A 17,276-nucleotide genomic window follows, 5' to 3' on the forward strand; every position below is an offset into this window, starting at 1 on the left:
TTAAAATGTAGCATTTAAACCTAAAGAGAATGATCTTGCCTGAGGATATGAACTCATGTCAAAACCAAGCGTTGTATCATTACCATTAGCGTTAACTTCAGGATCATATCCACGGTAATCAGTCCAGGTGAAAATGTTCTGACCGGCGGCATAAACCCGTACGTTTTGGATTCCGGCTTTCTTTAGTCCTGCATTTTGGAAGTTATATCCTAATGCAATATTTTTTACCCTTAAGAATGAACCATCCTGTAATACACGGTTAGAAACTGAACCGTTTCTTGTTGGATCACCCCATGCTGCACGGTGTAAGGTTGCAATATCACCAGGTTTTCTCCAGCGGTTTCTTGCTAAAGTTGAAGAGTTGAACCAGGTATGGAGTCTTCCGTAAGAATATTCAGCTTGATTGAATATCTGGTTTCCATAGACGAAGTGCATGAAAACGGAAGCATCGAAATTTTTATAGGAAACAGAGTTAGTAAAACCACCGGTAAATTTCGGTTGCGCACTTCCCAAAACCACATTGTCGAGTGTGGTAGAAGCCAGTGGAATATTTCCATCACCATTAACATCCTGTACATCATAGTTACCTGTAGCAGGATTAACACGAAGTATATTCCAGCCATAGAATGTACCTAATGGATACCCTTCTTTAATTACGCTGGCATATCCATTAAAACCAAGGGGAATATCACCACCAGGCAGGTTAGTTACTTTGTTCCTGTTGAATGAAATATTGAAATCAGTTGACCACTTAAAGTCTCTACCATCAATATTCACAGTGTTCAGGGAAAGCTCTATACCTTTGTTCTCCACATTACCAACGTTTTGTATTGAGCTCGTGAATCCTGAGGATCTTGGTAATGCAACGGCAAGTAATAAACCGGATGTATTTTTCTTATAAATATCTGTACTGAAGTTGATTCTCCCTTTGAAGAAACTCAGGTCCAAACCAATATTGGTTTGCTCAGTGCTTTCCCATGAAAGGTTTGGATTTGCTAATTGTGTCTGCGAAAGACCACTTGCTCCGATGTAGTTGAAACCACCTGAAAATAATCCTCTTGATGTAAAGTTACCAATCTCCTGATTACCAGTTTGGCCCCAGCTCGCTCTGACTTTTACATCTTCAACCCAGTTCAGGTCTTTTAAGAAATTTTCCTGACCAAGGCGATATGCTGCAGAAACAGATGGGAAACTGCCGTACTTATTGTTTTCTGCAAATCTTGAAGATCCGTCAATACGGTAGCTTGCAGCCAAATTGAATTTGTCTTTGAATGAATAGTTTAACCTGCTGAAATAGGAGGTAAGGCCCCAGCTGCCACCTGTAGAACTTGAGTTCTTTATTGATGCAGATCCAAGAGTTTGAATAGCTTCAAGTGCGAAGTTTGTCGCAGATGCTACAGTTCTGTTAAATTTAGATTCCTGATTGGAGTAACCTAAAAGCACATTGAATCGGTGGTTTTCATTTAAGGTTTTACTGTAGTTCAGAGTATTTTCATTGATCCATCCCAAATCCTGAGTCATACTGTTTGTACCAGATCCATTGGTTGTTCTACCAAGTACAGTTAAGTTGTTAGGTGGTACAAAGTACACTTCATCAAGGCTCAGGTAATCCAGACCAATACTGCTTCTGAAATTCAGACCTTCAAGAATCTTGAATTCAACGAATGCATTACCTAAAGCTCTGTTATTGAATGCATCATTTCTAACCTGATCAGCAATGATTAATGGGTTATCAATATTACTGATATACGGATCATTAGGATTTAATGAACCATCGGCGTTTCTTGCCGGAACTGCTGGTGATTTTACGATTGCTACCGCCACGATTCCATCACGGTCACCGGCACTTACCCTGTCAGTTTTTGAGCGGTTCATACTCATATTAATACCCGCTTTCAATCGTTCATTGATTTTCTGGTCGAAGTTAAACCTGAAATTTCCTCTGCTGAACCCGCTTCCGATAACAACACCGGTTTGGTTCAGGTAACTTCCAGATAAGAAGTATTGTGTTTTTTGAGTCCCTCCTGATAATGAAATTTCATTATTGGAAATTGGGGCTCTTCTGAATATTTCATCCTGCCAATCAGTGGTAGTTAAAGCACCCGGATTAGCAATTGGAGGCGCATTACCCACATTTACGTTCGCTTCGTTTATCAGTTCACCCCACTCCGGGCCTCCTAAAAGAGGGATTCTTTTAGCCACTTCCTGGAATCCAAAGTAGCTATTATAGCTGATTTTTGTCTGATCTTGTTTACCTCTTTTAGTAGTAATTACGATTACACCATTTGAAGCTCTTGAACCGTAGATCGCTGCGGCAGATGCATCTTTTAAGATGTCTATTGATTCTATATCATTCGGACTGATATTCGAAAGTGGGTTTTGAGGTACAGAACCACCCGCTGCGCCATTGTAATTTCCAGCATTAATAGGTACTCCATCTACTACATACAAGGGGTCGTTTCCACCTGTAATTGAACTTGCACCCCTGATCCTTACTGTAGAACGACCGCCCGGAGTACCTGTATCCTGTGTGATGTTTACACCACCTACTCTACCCTGTAACAATTGCTCGGGACTTGTAATTGGAAGATCTGCAAGCTTCTTGTTTCCAACTGAAAGTGAACCGATTGCACTGGAAACATCCTGTCTGCTCTGAGTTCCGTAACCAATAACAACCACCTCACTCAATGCCTGCTGATCTTCAAGAAGTACTACATTGATTGTAGTTCTGCCTATGGTAGAAATTTCCTGAGTTACAAAACCGATATAGGTAAATTGCAATATTCCTGCGTCAGGGATATTAAGCGTGAAATTACCATTGATATCGGTGCTTGCACCAATGTTTGTAGCCTTAAGTTTGATACTAACACCTGGAAGTGGTACCCCTTTTGAATCAGTAACCTTACCTTTTATTTCCTGTGGTGGGGCAACTTCTTCAACTTCAATTACACTTGCCTTAACTATTGCTTGTTTTTTTGAAACAATGATTGTTTCATCTACAATTGAATAGGTTAGTGGCTGATCAGCGAAACATTGTTTTAATACCTCTTCCAATGAAGTATTATTAACATTTATGGTCACCGGTTTTGCCGTACGTAACATCTGTGTATTATAAAGAAAGCTATAGTTAACTTGCTTCTGAATCTCTCTCAAAGCCTTCTCCATTGGAGCATTTTTGACAGTAAGACTTATTTTCTGTGCATAGCCATTAGCATTAACCTGCAGCAGAGAAGTCAGACATAGAATAATTACGAGTTTCATAACCCTGATTAGTTTTAATGAAATGCAAGGTTCCTTGCATTTAAACAATGTGTAAAGTTTCATACATTTGTGAGTTTGGTTTGATTTAAATTATTGGTTTTACGATCCACTATTTTTAGCGCCAAATTATGCCGGAGGCGTTCGCAGCGCTTCCGGTTTTTTATTGCCGCTATTAAAGGTATTGGTTAGGGCATAACAGTTATCCTCCTTCCTTCTATTCTAAATTGGATTGCACCTGTTAATTCCAGCATTTTTAATATTTCAGAAATGTTTTTATCGCGTGAAATCGTTCCTACGAAATCTTTATTGCTCAAATTACCCTGATAGACTACTTCTACATTATACCATCGTGAGACTTTACGCATAATACTTTCTATGTTTTCATTTGCAAAAATGAAGTATCCGTTTTTCCATGCCACAGCCTCGTCAATATCGGCAGCCGCGACTTTGATCTTTCCCGTACCTTTATTTAGTATTGCCGCCTGGCCTGGCTTCAGAAATGCAGTTCCTGATTCCTTCAATATTTGTACAGAACCTTCAAGCAAAGTAGTATTGATACTCTTTTCATCATCATAAGCCATTACGTTGAACTGAGTCCCCAGAACCCTGATATCCATGGAGTTGTTCGTACGAACAATGAATGGCATTTTCCTATTCTCTTTGATATCAAAATAGGCTTCGCCTTTAAGTTCGATAACCCGTTCTTTTCCTATAAAAGCAGTTGGGAATCGGATGCTTGATCCGGAGTTAAGCCATACCCTGCTTCCATCGGGTAATGCAAGCTGATACTGCCCTCCCATTGGCGTACTCAAGGTGTTGTATTTTACAGCTTCGACGAGTTTATCCCCTGCAGAATATTCTAAAGATCCGGATCCGGTCTTCCTGATGTCTGTATTATTTTCACTAGCCAAAATGCCATTTTTAGCATCATCCAGATTGATCTGTGAACCATCATCAAGGGTTAGGATAGCTCTGTTATCACCAGGTAATACATCATTCTTAAAGCGGGGCGATTCTGTTTTTGCTATGATGATGGTCTCTTTTCTAAGACTGTTGAAATACAGTCCTGATGACAGAATGAGAATTATTGCAGCGGCTACAGCATACCAGGTTCTGATCTTAATTAGCTGCCTGCGTTTCTGTCGGGCAATACTAGCTAAAAGCTCAGCATGAATGGTTTCTTTAACAACTTCCTGATTACCCATTTGGTCTTTAATCCAGTGATAATTTTCCAGATCAATACTATCCTGATAGTTTTCAATTGCCTCCCTTTCCTCGATGCTGCATTTGCCGGAGAGGTATTTTTCGTAAAGCGCGTTATATTCTTCTCTGGTCATTCTGATGCTTTGTTATATAGAGTCTTTTCTGATGCTCAACACACATAGATTTGGTAAATAATTCAATATTTTTCATTTGATGATTCCCAAGCTGATGATTGGGACACTATTATTTCCTTGTTAATTTTACGGAAACCTGTATTCCTGGGATGTGAATTCCATGCTTAACAGTAATAATTTAGAGGTTCTGAAATTTTTATTTCTATTTATTAATGGTAATTTTATGCTCTATTAATGTATTGAAAGTAAATTTGAATTCAATAACAGGAATAATCTACACTCATCAAATGCCAGCAAATCATCCCTCTGATGCGATATTATTGAATTTGATCAAGACTGGGGATCTTGATTCATTTAATATTTTATTTGAAAGGTACTGGGATAAATTATTCACCACTGTGTATTCAGTCTGTCCGGATACTGAGGTCTGTTCTGAAATTGTTCATGATATCTTCCTGAATCTATGGTTAAAGAGGGAAAAGCTACAGATTGAATATTTCAAAGGATACATAACGGCTTCTGCCCGGTATCATGTTTATCGTTATGTTAAAAATATCAAAAGGAAAACGATTGAATACAGGGAAGATCTTGACTATGGCAATGTTGTTGCTTTAAATGACGGTGAAACCAATATTCGATATCGTGAACTGGAGAGAAAAGTAGAAGAGGAGCTTGAAGAGCTGCCTAGCCGTTGCAGGGAAATATTCACACTCAGCCGTATGGAGCAGTTGACTAATGATGAAATTGCCGCGAGACTGGATATATCAAAGCGCACTGTGGAGAATCAGTTGACCCATGCTTTGCGCCATTTAAGGTTATCTATCAGGCATTTTTTGGTCTTCTTTATTTTTTTTCAGATATAATTCAGGGCCAATACGGTTCTAATCAATGAATTACCTGCCTCTGTTTATTACTACCGGATCGGAAATTCCATTAAGATTATATACGATCTTTCCGGCTCTGATAGTCATCTCGCATTCCAGCTTTCTGTTCGCATTCATTTTATACCCGGTATAATCGAAGAAGCCAAATTTCCCTTCTCTCATATTAAAAACAGACAGGTCAGCAATTGAACCTACAGATAGTGTACCAAGGTCCTCCCGCTTAATTTCTTTGGCGGGATTAAGTGTGGTGGCTTTTATTACATCAGGCAAGTCCATACCCATTGCAAGAAATCTCGACATTACTGTTAATAAATCTTTCATGGCGCCATTGATAGCCCCCTTATTCATATCTGTGCTGATTGAGTTTGGAAAGAATCCCTGCTCTAAAGCTGGAATAGCCTGGGAATAGGCAAAGCTGATGCCTCCAAATCCCACATCGAATACAATTCCTCTTTTTTGAGCTTCGAATACAAAAGGTTTTACCTTTTTAGTTTTTGGATCCACAATGGATTCTCTGGAGTTTCCTAGCTCCGCAAAACAATGTGTAAAAATGTCACCTGGGCGCAGATGCTTGAAAAATAGTTCTTCAATAGAATGTGCGGGAGTAGTTCCTCCAAAATCAACCATGACAGGAATATCGCCGGCTAGTTTGCCAGCTTCAACAGCTCGGTCAACCGGAATCCATTCCGGACCGTTGTAATGCGAAGTTTTAATTCCTATGATATGATCTTTATATTTGCGGGCAACAATTGATGTCAATTTCGCATCCATATCAGTAAGGTTTTGCTCATATGCACCACCTTTATAGCCTTCCCCGACAATGTTTAGCCATGCAAGAACTCGGGTTTCTGATTGATCAATAACCTCTTCTTTAAACCTCTCGAATGACCTCCATCCCGAACTTCCAGCATCAACCGTAGTTGTAATTCCGCTTCGGAATGTGAAACCATCTGCAACCGGATCACCCGGTCTCATGTTGTGGAAATTATGGGAATGGATATCAACGAGTCCTGGTGTTACATACAAACCGGATGCATTTACTACTTGTCTTGCTGTTTTTGGATCGATATTCTTTGCAACCAGGACTATCTTATTTCCGTTAATGGCTACATCCATTAACTCATTGATATTGTTTTTAGGATCAATTACATGACCACCTTTTACAACAATGCTGTAAATCTGTGCCTGGCTTGTGAAAGCAAGCAGGTTTAAAAAGAGAAATATAATACGGGAAATCCTGTTCATTTTTTTTTTTCATTATAATCAGATACTCTTTAAAATCAGAGGCTAAAACTAAACACTCGAACCATCAGATTTATTTGGGAAGGCTTAGTTTCCAAATATTACCACCAGATGCTCCATATTCTATTACATATACCATGTTTTTTATCATTACGGCATCTGTTGCTCCATTAAACCCTTCAACAATCCGGGTAGTTTTTACAAAATAATTATCCGTTGCTTTATCATATGAAAGATCCAGATGCAAGAGATCTGCCCCCTGATCAGTAAATGGTTTCATCAATGCTGAGCGGGCTCCCAGTGAATAGCGAATCGTAAAACCATCACCCCTTAAATCTTTTGAAAGCCTTTTTTTCGTGTCAAAAAATAATGCCAGGGGAGAGCTGTGTGGGGTAAAGGTGCTTACTGTAACACCTGTAAGATCTCCATCAAGTACTTTGCCTGAATGTCCCCGGTATTCATTAGCATCAGGGCCTAAATTTTGTATACCCGGAGAAAATCTAACTCCGGAAGGGATTTTTGGAAAATCAGGATCATTCCTAAAGTATCTTACTGCCCATGCATGAGCACTTCTTGGAATAAAGGGATCGGTATCCGGATCCGGCTGCCAGTCAGGATATTGTTGTGGATTATCAATTCCGCCAATTACCCAGGGAAATCCATAGTGGTGGCCCTGTCTGATCCAGAACATATCTTCATTATGATCATAGTCAGAAGAATTTGATACACCGAATAGATTGCCTGAACCATCAAAAGCAAGGTCATAGGCATTACGTATCCCATCTGCAAAAATATAACCGTCTGCTTTTAGCTTTACTTCATCATCTGGCAGTAGAAGGTCTTTTGAATCAATAGGAAATCTGAAAATCTTTGAAGTTAATGCGCCATTTCTAGCATTGGGCCATGCGCCATTGTTATCCTGTACTTCACCATGGTCGGTGCGTGAACCACTGTTCACAAAAATGTATTTCCCATCCGGACTTATTTCAAGGGCATTCCAGCCATGATCAAACACCGTGCGGTTGGTGCCATACTCAACCGTATTAAATACTACAGACATTACTGGTTTTTCACCTGGTTTAAGATCATAGCGAACCATCCGGCCTTTATTCCCCAAACCATTATTAACCTTGGTGTTGCCAGTGAGGAACAAGGTGTTTTTATAAATTGCTGCACCCTGAAGGCGCGGAATACCATGGTCATCTACAGAGAGAATTTTTTCAGCAACAGGGCTCTTGCCCTGAATATTTTTTATCCTGTACACTTCCCCATCATAACAGGTAAAGAACATTGACTTTGTAGATTCGTCATATAAAATGCGTACACTTTTAGGCGCTACCGCCATGAAATGTTCAACTTTAATATCAGGTCTTAAGGCTATCGGGGCTTTGGATACTCTTGTATTCTGAGCATTTAACATTGAACCTGAAAACAGGAGAGTAATTAAAAGGAGCTTACTGGATATTGTGTATTTACTAATCATTTATTTTAATTTATTTTCTCTGGATTTTAATTCAGTGAATATGCGGGTTTGTTAATATAATTTTTAATTTTATTTGGATGGCAATGCGAATGTTACCATATAACCGGCAGGGTTTTCAGAATCTCCACCTACAGAAATCGCTACATATTGTTTTCCCTTAGTCCAATAAGTTGAAGGGTTGGCATTTGCGATTCCAGGTAAGGTAGTTTCCCAAATTTTTTCACCTGTTTTTTGATTAAAGGCCCTGAATTTTCTATCGCGCGTGCTGCCAATAAAAAGTAATCCGCTCTTGGTTAACAAAGGGCCCGCTGATCCGCTTGCCCCCGTTTCAGGAGCACCGGGTAACTGCCCTTCAGGCTGATTTCCCAGGGTGACCGACCATTCAAATTCACCGGTATTCAAATTAATGGCATGCAATTGACCCCATGGAGGTTTGATCCCCGGCCGGCGTTGGTTGTCAAGAAATTGGCCATATGCTGTTAAATTCAGGTATTTATCATCATTTTGATTAGTAATCCCTGATTTATTGGCCAGTTCATTCTCCTGAATTTCTTTCAGGAAGCTTTGTTCTCTGGAAGGACGTGCAGTTGAAGACTCTTTATCAAAGAGATAGGAAATAATTGCTTCCTCCTTTCCGGCAATTACACTGGCAAAGGATGGCATTTTGCCTCCTCCGCGTTTGATTTTATTCAAGGCATCTTCACGGCTTAATCTGGTTTCAAGTGCTAAAAGAGAAGGGTTTCCGGATTCATCTCCATTCTTATCTGCCATATGGCAACTTACACAGTAGGTCGAATAAAGTGCTTTACCTTGGTTATAGACAGAAAGGTTGGACGTTTCATTCTCCACAACTTTTTTCATGGTAGCGATTTCCGGTGAATCATTCGACTTGACATAAATTATTCCTCTGACAGGATCAACAGTACCACCTCCCCAACTCGAGCCTCCCCGGCTACCGGGCAACATGAAGGTTCCCTGAATTGATGGAGGAGTAAAAGGGCCTTCATATCTAAAGGCATTGAAGCGCATCAATAAGCTGTCGTGTGAACCCTTAGAGTAATTGCTGATATCGTCTTTGGTAACAAACTGTCGGGCATAGGGTGCCGGTTTTGTAGGGATGGGTTGGGTTGGCCATGCCTGCTCACCCGGAATGTCGGATGCGGGAACCGGTCTTTCCTCAATTGGGAATAAGGGTTCTCCGGTATCCCGGTTAAAGGTGTATATATAACCCAGTTTTGAAGTCTGAGCAACCGCATCAATCTTTTTGCCATTATGAACTACCGTAATCAGGTTTGGTGGTGCCGGTAAATCATAGTCCCAGAGATCATGGTGGACAGTTTGAAAATGCCATCTGTATTTACCTGTGGCTGCATCCAAAGCGACCACAGAATTTCCGAAAAGATTCATTCCAGGCCGGTCTTTGCCATAATAGTCATAAGTAGGTGATCCGGTAGCAAAAAATACCATTCCCCGTTTCGCATCCAGACTCATTCCCCCCCAGTTATTGGCCCCTCCAACATATTTCCAGGCATCTTTGGGCCAGGTATCATAACCAAATTCTCCGGGTTGCGGTATGGTATGGAAGGTCCATTCCAATTTACCCGATTTAATATCATAGGCACGAACATGACCCGGCTCGGCACCGTATAGTTCTGAAACCTCATTGCCAATTATCAAAAGGTTTCGGAATACAATTCCGGGGCTGGTTGGTATTACCGATATTTTATCGGGATCTCCCCGCATGCCAACATTCATGCTAACCCAGCCATTATTACCGAATGATGGGATAGGAATACCGGTTTGAGCGTTTAATGCATAGAGTTTATCACCTGCGGTAAGGAGAATTCTTTTATCGGCACCCTCTTCCCAATACGTAACTCCTCTTCCTATTCCACCTCCGGCTTCTCCATTGAAAGGATCAAATGCCCAGATTTGTTCACCCGTACTTGCATCCAGTGCATAAGCTCTATGACGGGCAGATAAAGTGTACATCACACCATCAATAATTATTGGGTTACTTTCGCTGTTGCCACCCCGGGATCCGGGAGGGGCATCACTGAATTTATGAGTCCAGGCAAGTTCCAGAGTTTTAACATTATTGGTATTGATTTCACTAAGTACTGAATAGCTTGTACCTTCAGCATCCGCCTTATAAACAGACCAGGTGCGCTCAAGATTAACTTTTTTTTCACTTCCCGGATAAACTTTGCATCCGGTGTAAACCAGAATACCAAAAAATAGGAGTAGCAGAATTGATTTTATGTTAATGAATTTGTAAAGTTTTACCATAGAAAAATTGAGATTGAGGAATCAAATTAAAAACAATTTAATAATATGTTATATGCTTATTGAAAATAATACATGAATGTTTAGTTCTCCATGATAAAGCATCTTATTTCAGGCAGATCTTCATGATTAAATGAGTTCAGTTAAATTATTTATCTGGCAGAGAAAAAGCGACGTAAGAATCTGCTGATTTGGTTCTCATTTTCCCACCCCCGCAGGCGATCACTACATACTGTTTTCCATTGATGCTATAAATTGAGGGGCTTGCATATCCTCCGGCAGGTAGTTTCGTTTCAAACAAAAGCTTTCCGTTTTTTTTATTAAAGGCTCTGAACATCTCATCGCTTGTTGCCGCAATAAATACCAGACCCCCGGAAGTAACAACCGATCCCCCCCAGTTCTCAGTACCTGAATGGATGCCCTTAGCTTTCATGTCCGGATGATCACCCAGTGTTTCTTTCCAAACAACTTTTCCATTATTCAGATCAATGGCCTGAAGGGTGCCCCATGGCGGACTTACTGCCGGGTATCCTTCGATGGTTAAAAATTGCTTGATTCCTCCTAAACGGTATGGTACTTCATAGAATGGATGTTTCTTTTTCTTTTCAGGGATGTACTCCTCTTTTTGCAGGGGCTCATTTTTAAGCAGGTACGATGCAATGGCAGTTTTATCTGCCTCATTAAGGTTTTTGAAAGCAGGCATCATTCTTCTGCCAGAAGTGATGAGATTCTTAAAATCTAATGTTTTGTATTTATTGTTCAGATCTACTAATGCAGGGAAATTGCCTGAACCTTTAAGATCGGCACCATGGCAACCACTGCAATTTTTGGTGTAAAGGGAAGTGCCTGCTTCCAGATTGGTTTGTCTTGTTTTTGCAGGTTTTTCAATGCGATTATCTGCTATGGTAACAATCCAGGGTAATTCATTCGCATTGATATACATAATTCCACTTTCTGGGTCAACTGAAGGGCCGCCCCATTCACCACCGCCTGTTAGTCCGGGGAATACCAATGTGCCTTCCAGGCTTGGAGGTGTAAACATAGGTCCGCCTTTAAATGTGCGGAAGCGCTTAACAAGTTCCTGATAGGAAGAATCCGGAATATTTTTATTGAGATCTGCCTCTGAAATCCCTTGTCTTGCAAATGCGGGTATGACCGTAGGAATAGGCTGTGTGGGCGAAGGATGCTCGCCCTCCAGATCTGAATGTGCAGGTACAGGGGTTTCTACAATAGGGTACACCGGCTTGCCGGTAACCCGGTCCAGAAGATATATATAACCTTGTTTGCTAGTTTGTACAAGCGCATCTATCGATCTGCCATCTTTTTTAACTGTTAGCAGGGTAGGAGCATTTGGGAAATCCCAGTCCCATAAATCATGGTGAATGGCCTGAAAATGCCAGATGTATTTTCCTGTTTCAGCATTCAATGCCAAAATGCTATTCCCGAAAAGATTATCGCCTTTTCGTTTTCCGCCATAATAATCTGCATTTGCAGTACCTGTAGATGCGTATACAATCCCTCTTTTTTCATCCAGGCTAAATCCGCCCCAGGCATTAGCGCTGCCAACATATTTATAGGCTTCCGGATCGTCCCAGGTTTCATAGCCTTTATCGCCGGGTGCCGGGATGGTTCTAAACAGCCATTTCAACTCGCCGGTATACACATCATATGCCCTGATATGCCCCGGAGCTGATTCTTCTTCTTCAGAAAGGCTGCTTCCCATGATAATCAAATCCTTATAAATCATGCCTGCAGAAGTAGAAGTAACTCTCAAATCACTGATATCCCTGTTCATTTCCAGATTATCATGTAAAGAAATCCTTCCATCGTTTCCAAAACTGCTTACAGGTTTTCCTGTAGCACTGTTAATACAATAAAGAGAAGATCCGGCAGTGTAAAAGATCCGGTGCTCATTGTTTTTTCCTTTATGAATAGCAATTCCCCGACAAACATTCAAACCATAACTTTGTTTTCCTGCATTGTCGACGAGCATAGTTGGTGCCGGATCAAAGACCCATTTTTCAGTACCATTGGTGGCGTCTACTGCAAATAGTTTCAACTGAGGAGATGTGCCATACAGAACACCATCAATGATCAATGGGTTTGTTTGTATTTGACTTGATTTATCTGCGTCTTTGGTATGGTAAACCCATGTAACTTTAAGCTCCCCGACATTATTTGTGTCAATTTGATTTAGTGGGGAATAGGCCTGCCGTTCATTACCTCCCGCATAAACATCCCATTCCTTATTGCTCAGATTATTCTGACAGGAATGAAGTGTAAAAGATGCCATTAAGCAACAAAAAGTAAATAATAAGGGGTTTTTTCTTTGGGATATTGGAAATATCATCTATAGATAGGCTTATTTGAGTTTCTTAAATATTGTAGAATTTAACAGCATTATCGTGGAACAATTTCTTTTGTTCATTATATGGTCTGTTTTTGACGATCTCTTTCAGAATATTAACCCAGTTTTCAATTTCGCTGGCTTTTAAGCACCATGGCCAGTCGCTGGCAAACATCACCCGGTTTGGCCCAAAAATATCTAGGCAATGGTTTATGCCCGGGGCAAGAGTTTCCGCCGATTTAGGATATCCTGAGCTTATAGAGATGATACCGGAAATTTTACAAACAACATTTTTGTTTTGAGCGACAGTTTTCATTGCAGCGATCCATTCATTGGCATCATGATTAGCTTTGCCACTTGTTATGGCTGGATCCAGAAAAGCTCTTGGATCAACATTCCCGCAATGGTTTACAAGGAATCTGCTACCCGGGCAGGTTTTGATAAGCTCAGCAACTGCAGGCAACCAGGCAGGTGAAATCGTGAAATCCAAACTCATATTTAGTCTCCCCAGAACTTCAACGTTTCTGATCAATTGGGGGTCTTTCATACTTGCGGTGGATCTAAATCCATACCTTATGCCTTTAATGTATTCTGAGCCTTTGAACTGGGTAATATAGGTTTCAAAATCAGGACTCAGGAGGTCGGCACAGATCACAGCAGCAACTGTGGGATTGGATTTGTCTTTACACATCTCTATCGCATACAAAGCTTCTTCATGTCGTCTGGCAACAGGTACTGCAACTTCCATATAAACCGCTTTCACCATGTTGACATTGCTAACGGCTTCCATATAGGCCTTCATGTCATAATTGCCCGGAACCGGTGGGGATGTCCAAGCTTTTCCAAAACGAACCAGATCGGCAAGGTGTTGATGAGTGTCAATGATTGGCAGTAGTGCGGATGGATTTCTAAGATTCGAAGAAAGCAAAGAGCATGCGGGAAAGGAAGCTAATGCCAGGACTGAAGCGGATGTTAAAAATTTTTTTCTATTCATTGCAATATCAGATCATGTAAACTCATTCATTCCCAAATAAAATGCAGGATTAATATTATTTATCCAGGATAAATATGAATTTTCAAGTTAAGAAATATTCCATTAAATTTTTCTGGCTGTCTGATTTTTACCTATTTTTCAAGAATATGAAGGTTGAGTTGAATTACTGGTCACAAAAATTATGGTGGGATTTAAATAACCTGATTTCGATATAAGAAAGATTTTAAGATAGGCTTATAATTATTCAGATATTCTCTGGAGCCAAAATTCGTTGATTTTGAAAAGCAATACCTGTGTGTTATAGGCTAGTTCAGCCCTTTCCTCTGGAGTATTTCCGGCAAGAAATCGCGTTCTGGTTCCCCTCTGGTCGGTGTTCTCACCGTACCATACACAATCATTGGTCGGTGATAACACCAACCACAGGCGAATAGCCGGAAGATAATCCTCCGGCAAGGTTTATTTTACCCGGAGCTGATTTTCATTGGGATGGGTAGCCCGGCAAAAGGCTCATTTGTTCGGGTTCAGTTTTTTATTCTGTAGCACATAATTCATTTAACCCCCGACCTTATCCAAAGATTCCCGAAGCCTTTTTTCCGTTTTTGATTATCCTGTCAAAAGCCAGCAAACCATGCATCAATTGGCGTGGATAATGATAATGTTCAGCCAGTGCAACCTGTGAATGTTTTTCAACTTTACGATCACCGCTGCGTATAACAAAAGTATATCCCGGCCGCGAAAATTTATCAGTGATATAGGTTTCAGTTTCAGCAAAGCAATTCAATGCCCATGGGTCATTTCCATGTTCAACCATGGTAAGGGCGCCTGCCAGGATCTCTTCCTGTACCCAGCGTGCCTTATTCAAAGAGAAGGTGTTTGTTTCTATATTGTCCAGTGAACCAAAATAACCGCCAAAGACATCGTCTTTAGCAATTGTAACATGCCTCTTGAACTGTTTGGAAGCATTTTTAAACAGGGTCGCATCCTTTCGGAGAACAGCATAATTCATTACAAAGGCAAGCGTTTCGCAGCCATGTCCGATATCGCCAAACCTGGATGCCACCGGGTCTGAAAGAGGCTGAAGATCATGTGAAAGAGCCTCATTCAAAACCTTACATTCCGGGTTAATATGATGGTTCATGATCGCATTCACACACCTGTCAGCAATAGTTTCAAGTTCTGCATCCTGCCTTTGCCTGAGCATTTGGGTGGCTACGCTTAGCAGAAGCATCCAATGGCCTAAGATTCTTGGACCTTTAATCCGGTTTTCTGCCTTGTATGGATATGTAAAATCAGGCCTGTCATAACGAGCAACAGCTTTTAAGACAATATTCTTCGCCAGGTCAAAATATTGTTTTTCGCCGGAAGCTTTTGAATATTCGGCCAGGCCTTCGGCTACAAAAAGATTACCATAAATATCACCTTCCTTATCCGAAAGTGGCTTTCCCTCTTTGGTGTAATTCGAAATGAAAAAACTGTCATCAGCTGGTAGATTTTTCAAAATAAAATCCTTCGACTTCCTGGCGATTTCCAGATGCCGGGGATCTTTACCAAAATTGTTATAGAGAAAAGAATAGGTCCATATGCCCCGGCCTTCGTACCATGCATTTTTGTTTGTTGATACCCGCTCACCACTTACTAAATTGACTGTACACATGAAACCACCTAAGTCGTGATCTACAATAACACGGTCAAGTTTCGGGAGTAAATCGCCGAATAATGCATCCTTATACTTTTCCTTTAATTTTTCAATGTTAAGATCTTCAATTGTTTTAAGACCACCCTGCCTGAAAATTGAATTACCAGGTTCCGGTTTTGATTCTGCATAAGTGGCAATAGTGCCCATGCTAATTAATCCCAAACTGGCAAGGGTGTTTTGTTTTATAAAATGGCGTCTTGAGTGCTTCATGTTGAAAAACTTTCTGTTGTTTTATACTACATTTTATAATTTCTGCAAACGGTTAATGTATTCGCGAAACACCAGGAAGCCGATTTCAGCACAGTCAGCACCCACAATTGCTGGGATGTCTTCCGGCCGGTGGTATGCAGGAAGGGTTATCCCATCATAACCACGGCTATTGACATACATGGCTTTACCTCCAGATCCCCTGAAGGGAGCTGAATCCATGTTATAACCTTCACCGTCGAAGAGTTTGGGTTCAGCTTTGATATTGAGATCCCGATGAATAGATGCGATCATATCTTTAATATCATTTTCTCTGGAATAAATTTGAAGATTGGGTCCCCATGTTAGTGAGTCGAAGTTGACGACGAACTTTATATTTTTCATTGTTCCCTCGCGGTTTCTTTTTTCTGCATAGTGAATGGCTCCAACCTTACCATCTTCTTCGCCACCTGTTGCCATGAAAGTAATTGTGCGATTCGGGACTGTACCTGAAAAAGAATGAGCCAGCATAAGCATGACAATGACTGAAGCGGTGTTATCATTTGCTCCGGGACTCATGTACGGACTGTCTGCATGTGCCAGGAAAAGGATTTCTTCAGTGCTTTTTCCGGGAATAGTCGCAATGATGCTTGAGCCTGGCTTTGGCGGCAAAAAACGGGTCTGTACATTCACCATGACAGGGCTACGGTTCTGAACAGCAGCCTCCAAAGCAGGAACATCCTGCCTGCCGATATTAAAGATGGGATCTGAAGGCTGTGCCGGATCGACATAGCCAATCTCACGGTCATTCCGGTAAGCTGATGAGGAGATCGCCCTGCCATAAGAATTAACTGTAACTGTTGCTAAAACCTTATCATTGGAATCCACAAGTTTATAAGAGTTTCCTCTTTCTGCCTTTTTAAGTATTCCAGTGGACCCGCCCTTCGGGGTTCCCGCAATTCCTTTATATGGCATAGTTTCCAGTTCCGTGTTTCCAATACGGAACACCGGCCGGCTCGTTGGTTCCCACATAGAAAAAGGAACCCAGTCCTGTACAACCTGTGCAGAAGCCAACCCAAATTCTTTTTTATAGATCAGTGCCACTTTCTCATATTCCGCGGTCCCAAACCGATGCGGACCTATATCAGTACAAATCGTTTCAAGCAATCTCTTTAGGTAGGCCTCTCTTTTTAGCGGGGTATCCACCAGGTGCTGTGAATTAGGCAGGGATTGTCCCAAAAGCTTATAATTACCTGCAAGGGAAAGTAAAATAGCACTGCCCCCCAGCTTTAAAAATTCGTTTCTTGACAGATATTGTTTCTTCATATTAAAAGGAGTTTAATAATATGCTTGCATAAGTTCAGGATTGTGGATTAAGCCAATGACTTTGCATTGCACTAAAGAATAGTACAATCTACAGCCGGATGTCCCATTAAAGTTAATGCTTTTTTTTGTGCTGAAATAAGGCTGGAAAATTCAAGCCTAATGTTTAAGCCTGAACCGACTAGTTCGGGCAAATAAAAGCATGAGGCCTTCCTTGAGCTCAGGGTTAATCTGTGC

Annotated in this window: 10 protein-coding genes; 1 reads left to right on the plus strand and 9 read right to left on the minus strand. The window is 40.9% G+C overall.

Going from position 1 to position 17,276, the window contains the following annotated elements; all coding sequences use genetic code 11:
- Positions 1–3,261 carry a TonB-dependent receptor gene (locus tag Q8S11_RS14955; RefSeq protein WP_305662928.1) on the minus strand — a complete coding sequence of 1,087 codons (3,261 nt, stop codon included), beginning with the start codon at positions 3,259–3,261 and terminating at the stop codon, positions 1–3.
- A 185-nt stretch (positions 3,262–3,446) separates the two neighbouring features.
- Positions 3,447–4,598, minus strand: coding sequence for a FecR family protein (locus Q8S11_RS14960; RefSeq protein WP_305662929.1), 1,152 nt, complete (start codon positions 4,596–4,598; stop codon positions 3,447–3,449).
- A gap of 287 nt (positions 4,599–4,885) precedes the next feature.
- Between Q8S11_RS14960 and Q8S11_RS14965 the strand changes: the two genes are divergently transcribed.
- Positions 4,886–5,461, plus strand: a complete 576-nt coding sequence (locus tag Q8S11_RS14965) for an RNA polymerase sigma factor (protein WP_305662930.1) — start codon at positions 4,886–4,888, stop codon at positions 5,459–5,461.
- A 30-nt stretch (positions 5,462–5,491) separates the two neighbouring features.
- Here Q8S11_RS14965 and Q8S11_RS14970 read toward each other — a convergent pair whose 3' ends face one another.
- The 7 genes from Q8S11_RS14970 to Q8S11_RS15000 form a co-directional block, all read right to left on the minus strand.
- Positions 5,492–6,727, minus strand: a complete 1,236-nt coding sequence (locus Q8S11_RS14970; RefSeq protein WP_305662931.1) for an amidohydrolase/deacetylase family metallohydrolase — start codon at positions 6,725–6,727, stop codon at positions 5,492–5,494.
- A 70-nt stretch (positions 6,728–6,797) separates the two neighbouring features.
- A complete protein-coding gene (locus tag Q8S11_RS14975) occupies positions 6,798–8,207 on the minus strand; it encodes a sorbosone dehydrogenase family protein (RefSeq protein ID WP_305662932.1) in 1,410 nt (469 codons plus the stop codon).
- 69 nt (positions 8,208–8,276) lie between these two features.
- Positions 8,277–10,496 (minus strand): PQQ-binding-like beta-propeller repeat protein, encoded by a 2,220-nt coding sequence (locus Q8S11_RS14980; RefSeq protein WP_305662933.1) that lies wholly within the window; start codon positions 10,494–10,496, stop codon positions 8,277–8,279.
- Positions 10,497–10,641: 145 nt separating this feature from the next.
- Positions 10,642–12,786 carry a PQQ-binding-like beta-propeller repeat protein gene (locus Q8S11_RS14985; protein WP_305662934.1) on the minus strand — a complete coding sequence of 715 codons (2,145 nt, stop codon included), beginning with the start codon at positions 12,784–12,786 and terminating at the stop codon, positions 10,642–10,644.
- Positions 12,787–12,868: 82 nt separating this feature from the next.
- Complete coding sequence (locus tag Q8S11_RS14990) at positions 12,869–13,834, minus strand: amidohydrolase (RefSeq protein ID WP_305662935.1); 966 nt, start codon at positions 13,832–13,834, stop codon at positions 12,869–12,871.
- A gap of 565 nt (positions 13,835–14,399) precedes the next feature.
- Complete coding sequence (locus tag Q8S11_RS14995; RefSeq protein WP_305662936.1) at positions 14,400–15,740, minus strand: AGE family epimerase/isomerase; 1,341 nt, start codon at positions 15,738–15,740, stop codon at positions 14,400–14,402.
- Between the two features lie 33 nt (positions 15,741–15,773).
- Positions 15,774–17,042 carry a M28 family peptidase gene (locus tag Q8S11_RS15000; protein ID WP_305662937.1) on the minus strand — a complete coding sequence of 423 codons (1,269 nt, stop codon included), beginning with the start codon at positions 17,040–17,042 and terminating at the stop codon, positions 15,774–15,776.
- Between the last annotated feature and the right edge of the window lie 234 nt (positions 17,043–17,276).

The organism is Daejeonella sp., assembly GCF_030695525.1.
Taxonomy (GTDB): Bacteria; Bacteroidota; Bacteroidia; order Sphingobacteriales; family Sphingobacteriaceae; genus Daejeonella.

Excerpts from the sequence above, each read along its gene's own strand:
- Q8S11_RS14970 (WP_305662931.1), bottom strand. The coding sequence starts at position 6,727 with ATGAACAGGATTTCCCGTATTATATTTCTCTTTTTAAACCTGCTTGCT.
- Q8S11_RS14980 (WP_305662933.1), bottom strand. The coding sequence starts at position 10,496 with ATGGTAAAACTTTACAAATTCATTAACATAAAATCAATTCTGCTACTC.
- Q8S11_RS14955 (WP_305662928.1), bottom strand. The coding sequence starts at position 3,261 with ATGAAACTCGTAATTATTCTATGTCTGACTTCTCTGCTGCAGGTTAAT.
- Q8S11_RS14960 (WP_305662929.1), bottom strand. The coding sequence starts at position 4,598 with ATGACCAGAGAAGAATATAACGCGCTTTACGAAAAATACCTCTCCGGC.
- Q8S11_RS14965 (WP_305662930.1), top strand. The coding sequence starts at position 4,886 with ATGCCAGCAAATCATCCCTCTGATGCGATATTATTGAATTTGATCAAG.
- Q8S11_RS14995 (WP_305662936.1), bottom strand. The coding sequence starts at position 15,740 with ATGAAGCACTCAAGACGCCATTTTATAAAACAAAACACCCTTGCCAGT.
- Q8S11_RS15000 (WP_305662937.1), bottom strand. The coding sequence starts at position 17,042 with ATGAAGAAACAATATCTGTCAAGAAACGAATTTTTAAAGCTGGGGGGC.
- Q8S11_RS14985 (WP_305662934.1), bottom strand. The coding sequence starts at position 12,786 with ATGGCATCTTTTACACTTCATTCCTGTCAGAATAATCTGAGCAATAAG.
- Q8S11_RS14975 (WP_305662932.1), bottom strand. The coding sequence starts at position 8,207 with ATGATTAGTAAATACACAATATCCAGTAAGCTCCTTTTAATTACTCTC.
- Q8S11_RS14990 (WP_305662935.1), bottom strand. The coding sequence starts at position 13,834 with ATGAATAGAAAAAAATTTTTAACATCCGCTTCAGTCCTGGCATTAGCT.